The following is a 16,452-nucleotide window of genomic DNA, read 5'->3' as shown; positions in this document are numbered from 1 at the left end:
GGTCCGAAGAATTCGGTCCGAAAAACGGGGAAGTAACGTGAACGGTCGCTTGCAAACATTTGAGGGTATTGATCTGGCGCGGCGCGCTTTGGATCTTATGGACGAGCACGATGTAGCTCCCACCCCGCAAAACTACGCCGTCTGGGTTGCTTACGTTTCTGACTCAATCCCCGAACTGTCGGAAACGCTCCAGCGCGCCGTCGATAAAGGCGGCCCGATTGACGACGAGCTGTGCGACGAGCTCTACGAACGCCACTTTACCTTCAAGCGCATTCAGGATGCCGTGCTGGACACTGGCGGCGCGATGAGCCGCGAGCTGGGCGCTGTCGTGAAGACGCTCGAAGCAGCAGAACGCGATACCGCCGCCTATGGCGAAGCACTAGCCGGCGCATCCGGGCAGCTGGGCGACACCACCGACATTGCAGCCTTCAAACGCATGGTGGAGGGGCTGGTATCGGCCACCGCGCGCATGCAGCGCCGCTCACGCGAGCTGGAGCGCCGCCTGCAGGAGACCTCCGTGGAGGTGAATCAGCTGCGCGGCAATTTGGAAAGAGTGCGCGAAGAGGCAATGACCGACGCCCTCACCGGCCTCGCCAACCGCAAGCGCTTCGACGAAGCCATGCGCAAGGCACGCCGTGATGCAGACCTGCAAGGCGACGATTTCTGCCTGGTGCTGTGCGATATCGACCATTTCAAGCGCTTCAACGACACTTGGGGACATCAGACGGGTGACCAGATCATCCGCTTTGTCGCTGCTTGCCTGTCCCGCTTTGCCAAGGACACCCATATCGTGGCGCGCTATGGCGGCGAGGAATACGCCGTCGTCATGCCTAAGACGACCCTCATCGAGGCCGCTGAAATCGCGGAGAAGGTCCGCGCAACGGTGGAATCCAAGCGTCTCTTGCGCAAGTCCACTAACGAGGATCTTGGCCACATCACCGTGTCTATGGGTGTCTCCCAGCACCATAGCGGCGAATCGATCGAAAGCCTGATCGAACGGACCGATACCAATCTGTACAAGTCCAAGCAGACCGGCCGTAACCGCGTCACGGTGGACAGCCCTGCCCCGGAAAGCGACGTGGAAGCGGCGTAAATCTCCCGTCTCTCGTGGCAAACTGATATAGAAAACGAAAATGCCCCCGGTCGGGGGCATTTTACGTTACCGCCCTGAGACAACGCCAGGCGCGCCTAGCTTCCAGCCGGAGGCGCCGTCAACTTCATGCTTTCGCGCTGTTCCCAGCGCTCCAGGTACGCGCCGAGCCCTGGATGAGCTGAGCGCCAGTCCAGCTCTGCGTATCTCAGATCAAGATAGGACAGCGCCACAGCAATCGAGAGCGCCCCATGATCCACAGAGCGTTCAAACTGCACCCGTTCACGATCCAGCTGTTCCAGCGTGCGGGCAATGCCCTTTTCCCAGCGTTCGGTCCATGCCTTGTAGCGCCGGTTGGCAGGCCGGTTCATCTCGATCCGCCGGCCGATCGTCAGGTCCATCAACCCGTCCGCCATGGCCTGCTGACGCAGGACCAGAATGCGGCTCTCGCCATTGGCGGGAATCCAGCGATCATCATTGAGCGTGTCGATAAACTCGCAAATCAGCGGGGAATCGATCAGCGCCGGGCCACTCTTGCGGATCAGCGCAGGCACCTTGCCCAGCGGATTGGCGGCCAGCAACGCCTTGGGATCATCAAGCGGCAACGCCTCAACGCACTCGATCTTGTCCTCGAGGCTCTTCTCGATGATCAGCGCACGGCACTTGCGGGCATAAGGCGAGGTCGGCGAGTAAAAAAGTTGCATGCAAGCCCCCGAAATTCAGCCACCGGGTTTAGAAACTCGCAAGGCGGGCGGCAAGTTGCCTAGCTGGCATTGGCCACAGGAATAATGGTGACGCTTTCGCCACACCCGCACGCATCGGTCTGGTTGGGATTACGGAACACGAACTTGGCGTGCAGCGGCGTCACCTCATAGTCGATCTGGCTGCCGAGCAGGAACAGGATCGCCTTGGAATCGATCACGACCTCCACGCCCTGATCCTCCACCCGTTCATCCAGCGGCGCGGGCGCCTCAACATAGTCCATCGTGTATTCCATGCCCGCGCAGCCGCCATTCTTCACGCCAACGCGTAAATAGCCCTTGCCCTCACGCGCCATCAGCGCGCGCACACGCTCCGCAGCGGCGTCGGTCAGGGTTACGGGCTTGGGTCTTTCACGGGCCATCTCATCGGCTCCTAGAGCATGTTCAGTTGCAGGCGGGCTTCATCGGTCATCCGGTCGGGTGTCCAGGGCGGGTCGAAAGTGAGGTTCACCTCCGTGCGCTCCACCCCATCGACCGTATTGCAGGCATCCTGCACCCAGCCCGGCATCTCGCCAGCGACGGGGCAGCCGGGCGCGGTCAAGGTCATCTCGACCTTCAACGTGCGGTCATCTTCCAGATCGACCTTGTAGATCAGGCCGAGCTCGTAAATGTCGACCGGGATTTCCGGGTCATGCACCTGCTTGAGCGCGGCCACCACATCATCGGTGATGCGCGCGATTTCCTCAGCAGGAATGGCCCCCTCACCGTCCGCCGGTGTTTCAGGAGCGACAGGGCGCGCAGGCGCAGCGCCCAGATCGATGACATCGCGCTGGCGGCTGGCGGCGGGGCTGGCAGTACTGGACATATCGTTCATTCCCATAAGCCCTAGATGAGGAACTCGCGCGCCCGGCGCAAGGCATCGAGGAAGGCATCGACCTCCTCAGGCGTGTTGTAGACGGTAAAACTGGCGCGCACGCTGGCGGTGACGCCAAAGCGCTTCATCAGCGGATGGGCGCAGTGATGGCCCGCCCGCACGGCGACGCCATAGCGGTCCATCAGCTGGGCGATGTCGTGCGCGTGGGCGTTCTCCACCACAAACGACACGATAGGCCCCTTGCCGGGTGCCTCGCCCAGAATGCGGATACCGTCCATGGATTTGAGGCCCGACGTGGCCGCCTCTGCCAGAGCGTGTTCGTGCGCCAGCGCCTCCGGCGTGACGTGCACGTGCATCCAGTCCAGCGCTGCGCCGAGCGCGATCACGTCGGCGATGGCCGGCGTGCCGGCCTCGAACTTGTGAGGCGGCGCGGCATAGACGACCCCCTCCTCACTCACCTCTGCGATCATCTCGCCGCCGCCCATGAAGGCGGGCAGACGATCCAGCCAGTCACCCTTCGCATAGAGCGCGCCGGTGGCGTTCGGCCCGTAGAGCTTGTGCCCGGTAATGGCGTAGAAATCACAGCCGATGGCCGACACGTCGACCGGGCCATGCACCGCAGCCTGTGAACCGTCGAAAAGGATCGGTACGCCATGGCGGTGCGCGATCTCTGTCAGCGCCTTCGCGTCATTCTTCGTGCCGAGCACGTTGGACATATGGCTGAGCGCCACCATCTTCGTGCGGGAGGTAAAGAGCGCCTCATAAGCCGCTGTATTTAGAGCCCCTTCATCCGCCACCGGAACCCAGCGAATGACTACGCCCTTGCGCTCTCGCAGGAAGTGCCACGGCACGATATTGGAGTGGTGCTCCATCTGGCTGAGGATGATTTCATCACCCTCTTTCAGGCTGTGGCCGATGCCCGAAGCCACCAGATTGATCGCCTCGGTCGCCCCGCGCGTCAGCACGATTTCCTCGGTGCGCGACGCGCCCAGAAACGCGGCGAGCTTGCCGCGCGTCGCCTCGAACGCCTCTGTCGTCTCGTTGGCAAGCGTATGGAGGCCGCGGTGCACATTCGCGTAGGAGCCGCGCCAGACATCGCCCAGCGCATCGATCACCGCTTGCGGTTTCTGCGCAGAGGCGGCGCTGTCGAGATACACCAGCGGCTTGCCGTGAACCTCGCGCGACAGAATGGGAAATTGCGCGCGGATGGCGTCCACATCAAACGCAGAGGCGGTGCGGGCAAGGGCGCTCACGATACCGCCTCCAAAGCTGCATCGAGCCTGGCCAGGAGGGCTTCGCGCACGGTCTCGTCCTCGACGGCGTCCAGCGGCTCAGCCAGGAAGCTGCGGGTCAGCACGGCGCGCGCACGCGGCTCGGAAAGCCCGCGCTGGCGCATATAGAACAACGCCTCCTCGTCCACCGCGCCCAGTGCATTACCGTGCGCGCAGACCACATCGTCAGCGTAAATTTCCAGCTCCGGCTTGGCGTAAATTTCCGCGCCGTCGGCCAGCAGCAGGCCGCGATGGTTCATCTGCGCGTCGGTTTTCTGGGCGGCCTGTTCCACATGGATCTTGCCCTGGAAGACGCCGCGCCCGCCCTTGGCCGCCGCGCCCTTGAACAGCTCGCGCGTCGCGCCATTCGGGCCGGTGTGACGCACAATGCCGGTCTGGTCGAGATGGAGGCCAGAGGCGATGAGATAGGAGCCGCCAAGGTTCAGCTCGGCGCCCTCGCCGGCATGGCTGACATGGGTTTCCAGCCGGGCGAGCTTCGCGCCGAAGCCGAGCGTCGTCTGGTGCAGCTTTGCGCGCGCTGCGAGATCAATGCCGCTGGTCGCCACCAGCACGCCGTCGGGTGAGGCGTCCTGCTCAACAATGCGGGTCAGCGTCGCGCCCTCGCCCAGCACGATACGCAGGGCGATATTGGCGAACCCGCCTGCTGCCACGCGGTAGCGCTCATGCAGCGTGGCCTGGACGCCCGCAGGCACGTTTACGGCTGCGATATGGTGGGCCGCGCCCTCGCTTCCTTCAAAGTCCAGCGACAGGCTTTCGCCTTCTTTCAGCGCATAGACCGGGCAGCCCTCCGACAGCCCCGCCGCCAGGCGCGGCATGAGCAGGTCCGGCTGGTGGTCCAGCACGCGCATCTCGTCCGCCTTGCGCGAGGCGTTGACGGAGAGCGTGCCGGCCCCGGCAGGTGCCTTGGCGAGCGCGGCGCGCAGATCTGACCATTTCCACGCCTCAACGCGCCGGTGCGGCAGGCCGCCCGTTTCCAGCGCAGCGCGCAGCTCGCCCGCAGGCAGGCTGGCTGCGAGCGCCGCTTCAAATGCGGAGAGGTGCGGGACTACACCCATCAGGCTGCCGCTCCGGTGAATTTCTCATAACCTTCGGCTTCAAGCTCCAGCGCGAGCTCTGGCCCGCCCGTCTCCACGATGCGGCCATTCGCCATCACGTGGACTACGTCGGGTTTGAGGTATTCCAGCAGGCGCTGATAGTGGGTGATGACCAGCATGGAGCGCTCCGGCGAGCGCAGCGCATTCACGCCATCGGCCACCACGCGCAACGCATCGATGTCCAGGCCGGAATCCGTCTCATCAAGGATGAGGAATTTCGGCGAAAGCATCATCGCCTGGAAAATCTCCATGCGCTTTTTCTCGCCGCCGGAGAAACCGACATTTACAGGGCGCTTGAGCATTTCATTGGAAATACCGAGTTTTGCGGCGTTTTCCCGCGCAAGTTTCATGAACTCCGGCGCCGAAATTTCGCCCTCGCCGCGCGCCTTAAGCTGCGCATTCGCGGCCTCTTTGAGGAAGGTCAGCGTCGGCACGCCGGGGATTTCAACCGGGTACTGGAAGGAAAGGAAGAGGCCCTTCGCGGCGCGCTCTTCGGGCTCCATGTCGCCGATTTCCTGCCCCAGGAAATGCATCGCGCCGTCGGTCACCTCATAGCCCTCATGGCCCGCCAGCACGTAGGAGAGCGTAGACTTCCCGCACCCGTTCGGCCCCATAATGGCATGCACCTCGCCCGCAGGCACGGTCAGGTCGACGCCTTTCAGGATGGCCTTGGCTTCACCCTCTTCCGGGTTCACGCGGGCATGGAGGTTCTTGATCTCAAGCATTTGTTTCTCCATGTGCTTCTTGCTCACCCCTAGCCGCCGCTTCACGCGCTTCCCATAATTCATCCATAGCTTTCCGGTAGCGCTCATGGTCCACGCCACCCTCTATGGCCTTAGTGAAGGCCTCCGCCTGGAAGAGCAGTTCATTCGAGGCCGCCTTCAACAGCCTCTCATGCTCAAAATCAGCTGCCAGCTCATCGTGCAAACGCCAGACAAAATCGCTGACGCCGATCCTGACCGCAGCCTCTAGGAGGTAAGGGTCGGCAGCCGATTTGACGATCAACCGCGCATACGCACTGGCTGCTTCATGGATGGGCTTAGCGGCCTTATCCATCTCAAAGTCAGGCTGTGGCGAATCTTCCATCACCCCACGCTCCCTTCCAGTGAGACTTTCAGGAGCGCCTGCGCCTCGACGGCAAATTCCATCGGCAATTCCTGCAACACTTCGCGGCAGAAGCCGTTGACGAGCAGGGCGACGGCCGTTTCCTCGTCCAGCCCGCGTGAGCGGGCATAGAAGAGCTGGTCGTCGGAGAGCTTGGAGGTCGTCGCCTCGTGCTCCAGCGTGGCTTTGGGCGTTTTCGCCTCAATGTAGGGCACGGTGTGTGCGCCGCACTGATCCCCGATCAGGAGCGAGTCGCACTGGGTGAAATTGCGCGCGCCTTCCGCCTTGGCATGCACCGAGACGAGACCGCGATAGGTCTGGTCGGAGCTCCCGGCCGAAATGCCCTTGGCGATGATGCGCGATTTCGTGTTGCGGCCCAGATGGATCATCTTGGTGCCGGTATCGGCCTGCTGGCGGCCATTGGTCACCGCGATGGAATAGAACTCGCCCTGGCTGTTATCGCCGCGCAGCACGCAGGAGGGATATTTCCAGGTGATGGCAGAGCCGGTCTCTACTTGAGTCCAGCTGACCTTGGAATTGCGCCCCCGGCAGTCGGCGCGCTTGGTGACGAAGTTATAGACCCCGCCCTTGCCTTCGGCGTCGCCCGGCCACCAGTTCTGCACGGTGGAGTATTTGATCTCGGCATCATCGAGCGCGACCAGCTCCACCACGGCGGCGTGGAGCTGGTTCTCGTCGCGCATCGGCGCGGTGCAGCCTTCGAGATAGGAGACGTACGCGCCCTTGTCGGCGATGATCAGCGTGCGCTCGAACTGGCCGGTGCCTTGCGCATTCATGCGGAAGTATGTCGACAGCTCCATCGGGCAGCGCACGCCCGGCGGCACGTAGACAAATGAGCCATCGGAAAAGACCGCGCTGTTGAGCGTCGCGAAATAATTGTCCGTAACTGGCACGACACTACCGAGATACTGGCGCACCAGATCAGGATATTCCTGCAGGGCTTCGGAGATCGGCATGAAGATCACGCCGGCCTTTTCCAGCTCCTTCTTGAAGGTCGTGGCGACGGAAACAGAATCGAACACCGCATCAACCGCCACACGCGGCGCTTCGCGCGCTTCGGCGGCGGTGCGGTCTTCTGCGCCCTCTACGCCGAGCAGAACTTCGGCCTCGCGAAGCGGGATGCCGAGCTTTTTATAGGTTTCAAGCAGCTCGGCAGGAACTTCGTCCAGAGACTTGTAATTGGCTACGTTTTTCGGCGCGGCATAGTAATACGCGTCCTGATAGTCGATTTTCGGGTGATGGACGTTGGCCCATGTGGGCTCCTCCATCTGCAGCCAGCGGCGATAGGCATCCAGCCGCCAGTCGAGCATCCATTGCGGCTCGCCCTTCTTCTCCGAGATGAAGCGCACGGTCTCTTCGCTCAGCCCTTTGGGCGCGAACTCCTGCTCGATCTCGGTCGTGAAGCCATACTTGTACTTGTCGGCTTCCAGCCGGCGTACGTCTTCAATCGTTTCCTTCACAGCAGGCATGGAGCCCGTCCTTCCTTTAGTCAGCCTCAAGCGCCAGCGCGCCCATCCGGGCGCTTGGCTACCGCGCCACGAGGCGCGGCGGCCGTTCGGCCTTGCCATTCTTGCGTGCGCAAGAATGGTTTAGTCAGTCACTACACAGCGGCCGCGAGGCGCGGCCGGATGCGCGCGTATTCGCGTATCCAGGCGTCCGAGAAGCGGTCCACATCGTCTTGCGTACTCGTCCAGCCAAGGCTGATACGGATGGCGCTGGCGGCCTCGTCCGCACTCGCGCCCATCGCTTCCAGCACGCGGCTTTTTTTCACCTTGCCGGAGGAACAGGCAGAGCCTGCGCTGATGGCAAAGCCCGCCAGATCCATGGCGATAACCTGTATTTCTGCGGCCCACCCGTCAGCAGACAGGCAGAGCGTATTGGGCAAGCGATCCGCCCCTGCCCCCCATATGCGCACGCCCTCAACCGATTCCAGCCTCAACTGCAGCGCGTCACGCAGAGCGGCCATGCGCGTGGCCTCGTCAGCCTCTACGGCAGCGAGGGCAGCGGCAAAGCCCGCAATACCGGCGACATTCTCGGTACCGGAGCGGCGCCCCGTCTCTTGCCCGCCGCCATGCATCTGGCGGTTAAGCGGCGCATCACACGCCAGTAGCAGTGCGCCAACGCCTTGCGGCCCGCCCGCCTTGTGCGCGGACAGCGCTGCATAATGGGCAAGACTGCCGGCAAAATCGAAGGCGAGCTTGCCCGCCATCTGCACCGCATCGACGTGGAACAGGCCCTCAGCTTCGCGCACGAGCCGCCCGGCAGCCTCTACGGGCTGGATCACGCCGGTCTCGTTATTGGCCGCCATCAACGCCACAAAGGGCACGCCTTCGGCTTCGCGGTCCCAGCGCGAAAGACGCGCCTCCAGCCAGCCCAGATCAGCGACGCCATCGCCCGTGACCGGCAGCATTTCAACGTCGAGCCCGCTGGCGGACGCCGCATCGCGTACCGCATCATGCTCGATAGCCGAAATGATGAGGCGCTTAGCGCCTGCCGCCTTGGCCGAGGCAATCACGAGATTATTCGCCTCGGTGCCGCCGGAGGTGAAAACCACATCTTCGGCGCGCGTCACGAAATGGCGGGCGAGCGAAGCCCGCGCCGTCTCCACGAAGGCCCGCGCGGCCCGTCCGGGGCCATGCACCGAAGATGGATTACCGCCTGAATCATAGGCACGCGCCATCGCTTCGCGCGCTTCGGCGCGCAACGGGCTGGTTGCGTTATGATCCAGATAGACGGTCATAATTCCTGCTATTCTGCTGCTGCGGCTCTCAGGGCTGCTGCCATGCCGCGCGGACCGCTGGCAGACCCGGCCACCCGGCGGCTGACAACATCATCAAGGCTGACCGAGCTGAGATAGAGATGGATATGGCGCGACAGCTCATCCCACAGATCATGAGTGATGCAGCGCTGGCCGTTTTCCATACAGCCCTTCATCTGGTGCTGGCAGCGCGTGATATCGACCGGCTCGTCGACCGCCAGAATGATGTCGGAAATGCGGATATCGCCCGAAGCCCGCGCCAGCCGGTAGCCTCCGCCGGGGCCGCGCACCGCCTTGACGATACCAGCCCGGCGCATGCGCGCAAACAGCTGCTCAAGATAGGATAGCGAGATTTCCTGACGCGAGGCGATCTCGGCCAGCGGCACCGGCCGCTCGTCCACATGACTGGCAAGATCGGCCATCGCCATTACCGCATAACGGCCCTTGGTACTCAGCTTCATTGCTGCCTCTCCTGAGCTGGAAAGCCCGGTAAATTGTTTCCCGTGCTCGCAATTGCCCGGCGCATTATGCTAAGAGCGCGCACGCCGTGCTGGTAAGCCGCCTTGCTTTCGGAAGTAGGTATCCCAGCTACAGAGTCAAGAATTATTGTCCGCCGCCTTGCATACTGCGCCGATACGCCGCGCGCAAACCTGACGGGGCTGCTAGTGCATTAGAGTTTCAGGGAAGACCAGATCACCCATGCCTGACGTCATTATTCCCGGCCCGGCCGGCCGCATCGAAGGCAAGTATACGCCCGGAAAAGCCGAAAACGCGCCCGTCGCGCTGATCCTGCATGCCCACCCGCGCGGGGGCGGCCATATGGACACGCCCGTCTCGCTGATGATGTATGAAGTGTTCAAACAGCGCGGCTTTGCCGTGCTGCGCTTCAACTTCCGCGGCGTGGGCCGCAGCCAGGGCGTTTATGAGCAAGGCCTGGGCGAGCTGTCCGACGGTGCAACGGCGCTGGACTGGATGCAGGCCCACAATGCCAACGCCCCCTATTGCTGGGTGGCCGGCCACTCCTTCGGTGCGTGGATCGGCATGCAGCTATTAATGCGCCGCCCGGAGATTGCCGGCTTCATCTCGGTCTCCCCGCCCACCAACATGTACGACTTCACCTTCCTGGCGCCCTGCCCGGCATCGGGCCTTGTCGCACACGGCGAGGCGGACGTGATCGTGCCGCATGACGACATGGAAAAGGTGATGAGCAAGGTGCGCGCCCAGAAGGGTATCGACATCAAGCGCCAGATCATTCCCGGCGCAGGCCATCTGTTCTCGAACCATGTCGAGCCGCTGCAGACCGCTATCGATGACTATCTCGATCTGCGCCTTGTCGAGCTGGACAATCCCAAGCCGAAAATTTCGAAGCGGTAGCAACGCCCCACTCAAATGGTGTCATGGCCCGGCTTGTCCGGGCCACCCATGCCTGAGAGGTGCAAGCCTACGGGCTACTTTGCAGGCATGGATCACCCGCATGAAGCGGGTGATGACAACGTTGAGGTGCCTGATCAGCGGGAAGCAGCAGGCACCACCGCCTTCCCCCCGCCCATCGGCGCTGCCACGCCCGTCGTGCCGGGGAAGGTATAGGGCAGGCCGGCAATCACCCGCGCGGCGAGGAAGGCGAAGGCTTCGGCCTCAACGAGATCACCGCGCCAGCCGAGCGCCTCGGCGGAATAGACTTTCAGTCCCGTAGCCGCGGCCACCAGCTCGGCGAGCGTTTTGTTGCGCCGCCCGCCTCCGCATAGAACCAGCCGTCCCGGCGTGTCCGGCAGGGCGGCGACGCCGAGCGCAATCGTCTTCGCGGTCAGGCCGGTCAGCGTGGCTGCGCCGTCTTCCAGTGAGAGATTGCGCACCGCATCGAGGGAGAAGTCCCAGCGGTCGAGCGATTTTGGTCCCGGCGCAGCAAAATACGGATTGGCGAGAAATTCGGCAAAGGCCGCCTCATGGATGCGGCCGTTTGCGGCGATTTCGCCATCCTTGTCCATCGCTTCGCCGGTATGACCTTCGATGAAGGCATCGATTAACCCATTGCCGGGACCGGTATCGAACGCCGTCAACGTGCCGTCAGCCGCGATATGGGTGATGTTGGCGACGCCGCCAATATTGATGACGCCCAGAGGCCGCTCCAGCCCGGACCAATCCGCCAGCGCCCGGTGATAGACCGGCACCAGAGGCGCGCCCTGCCCGCCTGCGGCCACATCCGCAGACCGGAAATCAAATACCACCCGGCAGCCGAGCCGCTCCGCCAACGCCTGCCCGTCCCCGATCTGCAGGGTGCGCCCCGCCACGTCGCCTCTGGGTGCCTGATGCAGCACGGTCTGGCCGTGAAACCCCACCCCATCCAGCTCTGATGGCGTGATGCCCGCCTTGGCACACACCGCCTCCACCGCCTCGGCATGGGTGGTGGTGAGCACGGCTTCCGCCTCCGCGAATACGCCCTGCGCCTCGCCCTGCCAGCGCCATTGCAGCGCGGCACCGACAGCCGCTTGCAGCACTTTGCGCTCTGACGGCATGTAGGCGCGCTCCAGCCCCGGCCCGAAGCGGATCAGCCTCTCGCCATCGCTTTCCAGCAGTGCTGCATCCACCCCGTCCAGCGAGGTGCCGCTCATCAATCCCACCCACTTCATCGAATGCCCTTTTTTATTGGCCTCAGTCGCCGGCGCGCCCATCCGGGCGCTTGGCTATCGCGCCACGAGGCGCGGCGGCCAGTCGGCCTTGCCGCTTTTGCCCGCGCAAAAGCGGGGATCGTCACACACCCGCAGCCTCGATCTCCCATACGATGGCCCAGCGCCTTCCATACCCGCGTACAATCCTGCTATTAGCGCGCTATTCGCATTCACAGGAAAGCCTTATCCCATGGCCGCAAGCACCTACGCGTCAGAACTCGTCCACACGCTGGTGGAGCGCGGCTATCTCTATCAGGCAACCGATATCGAGGGGCTAGACAAGCGCGCGGCGAAGGAACGCTTAAGCGGCTATATCGGCTTTGACCTCACCGCGCGTTCGCTCCATGTCGGCTCGCTGGTCCAGATCATGCTGCTGCGCCGTCTGCAACAGGCTGGTCACAAGCCGATCGTCCTGATGGGCGGTGCGACCACCAAGGTGGGCGATCCGACAGGGCGCGACACCAGCCGCCCCATGCTGACGCCGGAAATCATCGCGGAAAACAAGGAAGGCATCCTCAAACCCTTCGGCGCGCTGCTCGACATGAAGGAGGCCATGGTCGTCAATAATGACGAATGGCTGGCCGAATACGGCTATCTCGATTTCCTGCGCGATTACGGCACGCATTTCACGATCAACCGCATGCTCAGCTTTGACAGCGTGAAGCTGCGCCTTGAGCGTGAACAGCCCATGACCTTCCTGGAGTTCAACTACATGCTGCTCCAGGCGGTGGACTATCTGGAGCTGAACCGGCGGTTCGGCACGGCGCTGCAGATGGGCGGGGCCGACCAGTGGGGCAATATCATCAACGGGGTGGAGTTGTGCCGCCGCGTGGACGCCAAGGAAGTGTTCGGCTTCACGACGCCGCTGATTACCAGCGCGTCTGGCGCGAAGATGGGCAAGACGGCCGATGGCGCGGTCTGGCTCAATGCCGACATGAAAAGCCCGTACGAGTACTGGCAGTTCTGGCGCAATACCGAAGACGCCGATGTGGGCCGCTTCCTGAAACTCTTCACCGATATTCGGCTTGACGAGATCGCCCGGCTGGAAGCCCTGCAGGGCGCAGAAATCAACGACGCCAAGATCGCGCTTGCCAATGCCGCGACCGCCATGTTGCACGGCGATGCGGCGGCGAGCGAGGCGGAGGCAACCGCGAAGGCGGCATTTGAACAGGGCGTTGCAACGAGCAACCTTCCGACCTTTGAATTGGACTGTAGCGGTGGGTCGTGGCCCTACGGACGATCAGCGCTGAATATTGCGCTAGCTTCTCAACTCGTCCCATCAGGGGGCGAGGCGAAACGAAAGATCAAAGAGGGCGCGCTTTATATCAACGACCGAAAAGTTTCTGCCCCAGGTGATATTTTCCCTTACGCCGACAATGACGCCTCCACAGGGGCATACAAGGTTCAGCTAGGAAAGAGGATTTCCTTGGTGCGGCCGATAAACATTACCAGTTAGAAACGCCACGCACTAGTAACGCCACGCACTGGTAAGGCCGGGCTAAGGGGAAAGCCCGGCCTTACAAACGCTCTGCCCTTTAGGGAAGACCTATATCCTCGGTGAGCGTCCGCGCACCAGGCCGACAACGAGGGCGACCAGGAACAGGACCACAAAGAGGAAGAAAAGAATTTGGGCAATGCTGGCAGCGCCAGCGGCAATACCACCAAACCCAAACAGGGCCGCAATTATCGCAACGATAAAGAAGGCCAGCGCTAGACGAAGCATATTGCTATCCTTTCGCATTTTGAACACGAACAGATAACGCCGCCCCTCAGATAGCGTTCCCACACTTGCAAAAAACTTCACACACCAGCCCGGAAAATCCTTCATGGCAAAACGCTTTCTGACCGCTGACAGCCTTGTGCGCGACGGGTTCGCGCTGGCGCTGGCCGTGCTGGAAAGCGGCTGGCACCCGGATCATCTTGTCGGTCTGTGGCGCGGTGGCAGCCCCATTGCCATCGCCCTGCACGAGGCGCTGGCGTTCAAGGGCGTGAACGCCGGCCACTCTCCCCTCGCCGCGCAGTCCTATACCGGGATCGATGAGCGTAAGAGCCAGATCGCCATCTCCGGGCTGGATGCCCTGACGGCTGCGCTTCCAGCTGGCAGCAGGCTGCTGGTGGTCGATGATGTGCTGGACCGGGGCCATACGCTGGCCGCTGTGCTGGACGCGCTCAAGGGCCGCTATGAGGTGCGCACAGCCGTCGCCTGGTATAAGCCGCAGCGCAACGAGACGCCGCTACGGCCCGATTATCACGTCCACGAGACAAATGACTGGCTGGTCTTCCCCCATGAGCTGGAAGGGCTGACGGACGAAGAGATCCGTGCCCACAAGCCGGTGCCAGACGGGTTTTTGTGAGGCGCCGCTTCGAGGTGTCAGCACCTGCCTTACCTGTCTTCGCTTAATCCAAGGATGCAGCCTTGCCTGCGCAGACCACACTACCTATCGTTTGATTCAATCAACTTCAGGGGGAGCATGTTCGGCATGAATACGCAAAGCAGCGAAATTCCAGTCGGTCGGGGCAGCGCACTGGTCCGGGTCATTATCATGGCCGCAGTTCTCGTAGCTATACTGTCGGGTCTGGGATGGATATCGGCCAACATACTTCAACCCAACCTCCCCAATATGGCGGTTGCGGGGTTGAGGGCGGTGCTGACCAGCCTGCTCGTAATGGGCATCGTATGGCTCATGCACCGGCGCCTCCAGAGACGGTCATGGAGTGAGCTGGGCTTTGTCCGCACCTCCTCTGCCATCATTACTTTTCTTTTTGGTGCGGCGTTCTGGATAGTGCTGGCGGCCGGCGGAATAATGGCAGGCGTATATCTGGGATATATTGAACTTGCCATCAGCCCGTTTTCTCTGACCGCACTGGGCATAGTTGTGTTCCACATACTTGTGGTTTTCTTCTACGAGGCACTTCCCGAAGAGACAGCGATCCGTGGATACATAATGAATCAGCTGGACGATGCTGCAGGCTTGTTGGTGGCAGTCATAGGCCAGGCCATATTCTTCATGCTGTTCGCTTTCGGACTGGTGGCGCTGAGCAATCTGCTGGGGCTTGGAACAGGCTGGGAGATAGGCACCGATCGCGTGATCCTCTTCCTGAGCTTCGGGATCACCCTGGCACTTCTGCGAATTTGGACAGGCTCGTTGTGGACCGCGATGGGGTTTCACACCGCGTTCCAGACCACAATCCAGCTGATGGGCCAGAACCGCTTTATTTCGGTCAATCCAGCCGATGCGGCCAGTTTCAACGAGATCGCGATCTTCAGCTGGATGAGCGCTATAGCTCTAGGCGGGGTCATCGCGCTGATTGCGGTTCTGCTAAAACGGCGCCGGACTGGCAGAGCGGTTTAGGCCGCCTGCCCCGACAGACGGGCCAGCGCCTTATCCCGCCCGATCAGCATCAGCACCACATCCATCTCCGGGCCGTGGTTCTGGCCGGTAAGCGCCTGACGCAGCGGCATGAACAGCTCGCGGCCCTTGCGGCCCGTCTCGGCCTTGATGGCACTGGTCCACACGCCCCAGCTTTCGCGGGTCAGTTCGCCATCGGGAAGCAGTGACGCTGCCTTCGCGGCATAGTCCGCATCCTCGATGACCGGCGTGACCGGGCCTTCAACCAGCTGCCACCAGTCCGCGGCGTCTTTGAGCCGGTTGAGATTGGGGCGCACGGCATTCCAGAACGCCTCACCAGCCGTGATACCAAGGGCTTCCAGCCGGTCCCTGACCGCGAGGAACCCCGTCTCATGGAGCAGTTTGGCGTTCAGCCGCTCCATCTCGGCAAAGTCGAAGCGCGCAGGCGTGCGCGAGACTTTCGAGAAATCGAGCTCTGATACCAGCGAGGCAAGATCGCTGCGCGCCTCGATGGCGTCAGACGTGCCAAGCTTGGCCAGCAGGGAGAGAATGGCCATCGGCTCGATGCCCTCCTCCTCGCGCAGCGCCTTCACCGACAGCCCGCCAATACGCTTGGAAAGCTTCTCGCCATCCGAGCCGACCAGCAGCGGGAAGTGCGCGAGCGCAGGCGAAGAACCCATCCCGCCCAGCGCGTCGAAAATCTCGATCTGCGCGGCGGAATTGGTCACATGGTCCTCGCCGCGGATCACATGCGTGATGCCCGCTTCGAGGTCATCAACAACGCTGGGGAGCGTGTAGAGATAGCTGCCATCTTCGCGGATCAGGATGGGATCAGAGACCGAGCTGGTGTCGATATGGCTGGGGCCACGCACCAGATCATTCCACTCAATGCGCCCGCCAGACAGCTTGAAGCGCCAGTGAGGCTTGCGCCCCTCTGCTTCGTATTTCGCCCTGTCGGCATCGGTAAGGCTCAGCGCGGCGCGGTCATAGACAGGCGGCTTGCCCTGCGCGCGTTGCAGCTTGCGCTTGCGATCAAGCTCATCTTCGGTCTCGTAGCACGGATAGAGGAAGCCAGTTTCGACCAGCTTTGCCCGCGCAGCCTCATAAAGATCAAAGCGCGCCGACTGGTTGAAGCGCTCATCAAAGTTCAGGCCCAGCCAGTGGAGATCCTCCACGATCTGGTCCTCGAACAGCTTGGTTGAGCGTTCCAGATCGGTGTCATCGACACGCAGCACGAACACCCCGCCCTCGCGCCGGGCAAACAGCCAGTTCATCAGCGCAATGCGCACATTGCCGACATGGATCAGCCCGGTCGGGCTCGGCGCGAAGCGGACTTTGACGGACATGAACGGATTTCCAGCACAGTTAGAGCGGCAGATGAAGGCGGCTGGCTTTGCCACGCCCGCATGCGGGCGTCAAATGCCAGAACCAATCTTTCCTCCCCCGTTTACGGGGGAGGTGTCAGCGCAGCTGACGGAGGGGGGAACTTTTATGGACAAGGCCCC

18 protein-coding genes are annotated in these 16,452 nt (G+C 62.3%); 5 read left to right on the top strand and 13 right to left on the bottom strand.

Annotated elements, in window-relative coordinates; all coding sequences use genetic code 11:
• The first annotated feature begins 49 nt into the window (after nt 1-49).
• Entirely contained in the window at nt 50-1,093 is a 1,044-nt protein-coding gene (locus ACQ5ID_RS03670; RefSeq protein ID WP_429911120.1) for a GGDEF domain-containing protein, read from the top strand.
• 95 nt (nt 1,094-1,188) lie between these two features.
• Here ACQ5ID_RS03670 and ACQ5ID_RS03665 read toward each other — a convergent pair whose 3' ends face one another.
• The 10 genes from ACQ5ID_RS03665 to ACQ5ID_RS03620 form a co-directional block, all read right to left on the bottom strand.
• Nucleotides 1,189-1,794 carry a glutathione S-transferase gene (locus ACQ5ID_RS03665; RefSeq protein WP_429911119.1) on the bottom strand — a complete coding sequence of 202 codons (606 nt, stop codon included), beginning with the start codon at nt 1,792-1,794 and terminating at the stop codon, nt 1,189-1,191.
• Nucleotides 1,795-1,853: 59 nt separating this feature from the next.
• Nucleotides 1,854-2,213: a HesB/IscA family protein gene (locus ACQ5ID_RS03660; protein ID WP_429911118.1), complete on the bottom strand. Its 360-nt coding sequence runs from the start codon at nt 2,211-2,213 to the stop codon at nt 1,854-1,856.
• Between the two features lie 11 nt (nt 2,214-2,224).
• Nucleotides 2,225-2,656 carry an SUF system Fe-S cluster assembly protein gene (locus ACQ5ID_RS03655; protein ID WP_429911117.1) on the bottom strand — a complete coding sequence of 144 codons (432 nt, stop codon included), beginning with the start codon at nt 2,654-2,656 and terminating at the stop codon, nt 2,225-2,227.
• A 20-nt stretch (nt 2,657-2,676) separates the two neighbouring features.
• Nucleotides 2,677-3,918, bottom strand: a complete 1,242-nt coding sequence (locus ACQ5ID_RS03650; protein WP_429911116.1) for an aminotransferase class V-fold PLP-dependent enzyme — start codon at nt 3,916-3,918, stop codon at nt 2,677-2,679.
• Nucleotides 3,915-5,012, bottom strand: coding sequence for a SufB/SufD family protein (locus ACQ5ID_RS03645; protein WP_429911115.1), 1,098 nt, complete (start codon nt 5,010-5,012; stop codon nt 3,915-3,917). The genes ACQ5ID_RS03650 and ACQ5ID_RS03645 overlap by 4 nt, the downstream gene beginning before the upstream one ends.
• A complete protein-coding gene (sufC, locus tag ACQ5ID_RS03640; protein ID WP_429911114.1) occupies nt 5,012-5,776 on the bottom strand; it encodes a Fe-S cluster assembly ATPase SufC in 765 nt (254 codons plus the stop codon). Before sufC ends, ACQ5ID_RS03645 begins: the two co-directional genes overlap by 1 nt.
• Nucleotides 5,769-6,137 (bottom strand): hypothetical protein, encoded by a 369-nt coding sequence (locus ACQ5ID_RS03635; RefSeq protein ID WP_429911113.1) that lies wholly within the window; start codon nt 6,135-6,137, stop codon nt 5,769-5,771. The genes sufC and ACQ5ID_RS03635 overlap by 8 nt, the downstream gene beginning before the upstream one ends.
• On the bottom strand, nt 6,137-7,642 hold the full coding sequence (sufB, locus tag ACQ5ID_RS03630) for a Fe-S cluster assembly protein SufB (protein WP_429911112.1): 1,506 nt from the start codon (nt 7,640-7,642) through the stop codon (nt 6,137-6,139). Before sufB ends, ACQ5ID_RS03635 begins: the two co-directional genes overlap by 1 nt.
• 131 nt (nt 7,643-7,773) lie before the next feature.
• Nucleotides 7,774-8,913, bottom strand: a complete 1,140-nt coding sequence (locus ACQ5ID_RS03625) for a cysteine desulfurase family protein (protein WP_429911111.1) — start codon at nt 8,911-8,913, stop codon at nt 7,774-7,776.
• Nucleotides 8,914-8,921: 8 nt separating this feature from the next.
• The gene (locus ACQ5ID_RS03620; RefSeq protein WP_429911110.1) at nt 8,922-9,392 is read right to left on the bottom strand and encodes an Rrf2 family transcriptional regulator; all 471 of its coding nucleotides are present in this window, start codon (nt 9,390-9,392) and stop codon (nt 8,922-8,924) included.
• A 238-nt stretch (nt 9,393-9,630) separates the two neighbouring features.
• On the opposite strand from ACQ5ID_RS03620, the gene ACQ5ID_RS03615 reads away from it, so the two are divergent.
• A complete protein-coding gene (locus ACQ5ID_RS03615) occupies nt 9,631-10,305 on the top strand; it encodes an alpha/beta hydrolase (RefSeq protein WP_429911109.1) in 675 nt (224 codons plus the stop codon).
• 134 nt (nt 10,306-10,439) lie between these two features.
• Here the strand turns inward: ACQ5ID_RS03615 and ACQ5ID_RS03610 are convergent, their stop codons facing one another.
• Entirely contained in the window at nt 10,440-11,558 is a 1,119-nt protein-coding gene (locus tag ACQ5ID_RS03610; RefSeq protein ID WP_429911108.1) for an anhydro-N-acetylmuramic acid kinase, read from the bottom strand.
• Between the two features lie 229 nt (nt 11,559-11,787).
• Between ACQ5ID_RS03610 and tyrS the strand changes: the two genes are divergently transcribed.
• Nucleotides 11,788-13,053: a tyrosine--tRNA ligase gene (gene tyrS, locus ACQ5ID_RS03605; RefSeq protein ID WP_429911107.1), complete on the top strand. Its 1,266-nt coding sequence runs from the start codon at nt 11,788-11,790 to the stop codon at nt 13,051-13,053.
• A gap of 90 nt (nt 13,054-13,143) precedes the next feature.
• On the opposite strand, the gene ACQ5ID_RS03600 is transcribed toward tyrS, so the two are convergent.
• Nucleotides 13,144-13,320: a DUF1328 family protein gene (locus ACQ5ID_RS03600; RefSeq protein ID WP_127566698.1), complete on the bottom strand. Its 177-nt coding sequence runs from the start codon at nt 13,318-13,320 to the stop codon at nt 13,144-13,146.
• Nucleotides 13,321-13,423: 103 nt separating this feature from the next.
• Here ACQ5ID_RS03600 and ACQ5ID_RS03595 point away from each other — a divergent pair, with 103 nt between their 5' ends.
• Together ACQ5ID_RS03595 and ACQ5ID_RS03590 are read left to right on the top strand one after the other, a co-directional pair.
• Entirely contained in the window at nt 13,424-13,951 is a 528-nt protein-coding gene (locus tag ACQ5ID_RS03595) for a phosphoribosyltransferase (RefSeq protein ID WP_429911106.1), read from the top strand.
• 126 nt (nt 13,952-14,077) lie between these two features.
• On the top strand, nt 14,078-14,950 hold the full coding sequence (locus ACQ5ID_RS03590) for a CPBP family glutamic-type intramembrane protease (protein WP_429911105.1): 873 nt from the start codon (nt 14,078-14,080) through the stop codon (nt 14,948-14,950).
• On the opposite strand, the gene gltX is transcribed toward ACQ5ID_RS03590, so the two are convergent.
• Entirely contained in the window at nt 14,947-16,293 is a 1,347-nt protein-coding gene (gltX, locus tag ACQ5ID_RS03585) for a glutamate--tRNA ligase (RefSeq protein WP_429911104.1), read from the bottom strand. The two genes, ACQ5ID_RS03590 and gltX, sit on opposite strands and share 4 nt — an antisense overlap.
• Nucleotides 16,294-16,452: the final 159 nt, after the last annotated feature.

Origin of the sequence: Glycocaulis sp. (assembly GCF_050485565.1) — a bacterium.
Lineage (GTDB): Bacteria > Pseudomonadota > Alphaproteobacteria > Caulobacterales > Maricaulaceae > Glycocaulis.
The sequence above is the reverse complement of the archived record's forward strand: the minus strand, read 5'-3'. Positions and strand labels throughout refer to the sequence as shown.

What these genes read in the sequence shown, in the direction of transcription:
- sufC (WP_429911114.1), bottom strand. Translation starts at nt 5,776, where the DNA reads ATGCTTGAGATCAAGAACCTCCATGCCCGCGTGAACCCGGAAGAGGGT.
- gltX (WP_429911104.1), bottom strand. Translation starts at nt 16,293, where the DNA reads ATGTCCGTCAAAGTCCGCTTCGCGCCGAGCCCGACCGGGCTGATCCAT.
- ACQ5ID_RS03595 (WP_429911106.1), top strand. Translation starts at nt 13,424, where the DNA reads ATGGCAAAACGCTTTCTGACCGCTGACAGCCTTGTGCGCGACGGGTTC.
- ACQ5ID_RS03665 (WP_429911119.1), bottom strand. Translation starts at nt 1,794, where the DNA reads ATGCAACTTTTTTACTCGCCGACCTCGCCTTATGCCCGCAAGTGCCGT.
- ACQ5ID_RS03635 (WP_429911113.1), bottom strand. Translation starts at nt 6,137, where the DNA reads ATGGAAGATTCGCCACAGCCTGACTTTGAGATGGATAAGGCCGCTAAG.
- ACQ5ID_RS03645 (WP_429911115.1), bottom strand. Translation starts at nt 5,012, where the DNA reads ATGGGTGTAGTCCCGCACCTCTCCGCATTTGAAGCGGCGCTCGCAGCC.
- ACQ5ID_RS03610 (WP_429911108.1), bottom strand. Translation starts at nt 11,558, where the DNA reads ATGAAGTGGGTGGGATTGATGAGCGGCACCTCGCTGGACGGGGTGGAT.
- ACQ5ID_RS03655 (WP_429911117.1), bottom strand. Translation starts at nt 2,656, where the DNA reads ATGTCCAGTACTGCCAGCCCCGCCGCCAGCCGCCAGCGCGATGTCATC.
- ACQ5ID_RS03590 (WP_429911105.1), top strand. Translation starts at nt 14,078, where the DNA reads ATGAATACGCAAAGCAGCGAAATTCCAGTCGGTCGGGGCAGCGCACTG.
- ACQ5ID_RS03600 (WP_127566698.1), bottom strand. Translation starts at nt 13,320, where the DNA reads ATGCTTCGTCTAGCGCTGGCCTTCTTTATCGTTGCGATAATTGCGGCC.
- ACQ5ID_RS03615 (WP_429911109.1), top strand. Translation starts at nt 9,631, where the DNA reads ATGCCTGACGTCATTATTCCCGGCCCGGCCGGCCGCATCGAAGGCAAG.
- tyrS (WP_429911107.1), top strand. Translation starts at nt 11,788, where the DNA reads ATGGCCGCAAGCACCTACGCGTCAGAACTCGTCCACACGCTGGTGGAG.
- ACQ5ID_RS03660 (WP_429911118.1), bottom strand. Translation starts at nt 2,213, where the DNA reads ATGGCCCGTGAAAGACCCAAGCCCGTAACCCTGACCGACGCCGCTGCG.
- ACQ5ID_RS03620 (WP_429911110.1), bottom strand. Translation starts at nt 9,392, where the DNA reads ATGAAGCTGAGTACCAAGGGCCGTTATGCGGTAATGGCGATGGCCGAT.
- ACQ5ID_RS03625 (WP_429911111.1), bottom strand. Translation starts at nt 8,913, where the DNA reads ATGACCGTCTATCTGGATCATAACGCAACCAGCCCGTTGCGCGCCGAA.
- sufB (WP_429911112.1), bottom strand. Translation starts at nt 7,642, where the DNA reads ATGCCTGCTGTGAAGGAAACGATTGAAGACGTACGCCGGCTGGAAGCC.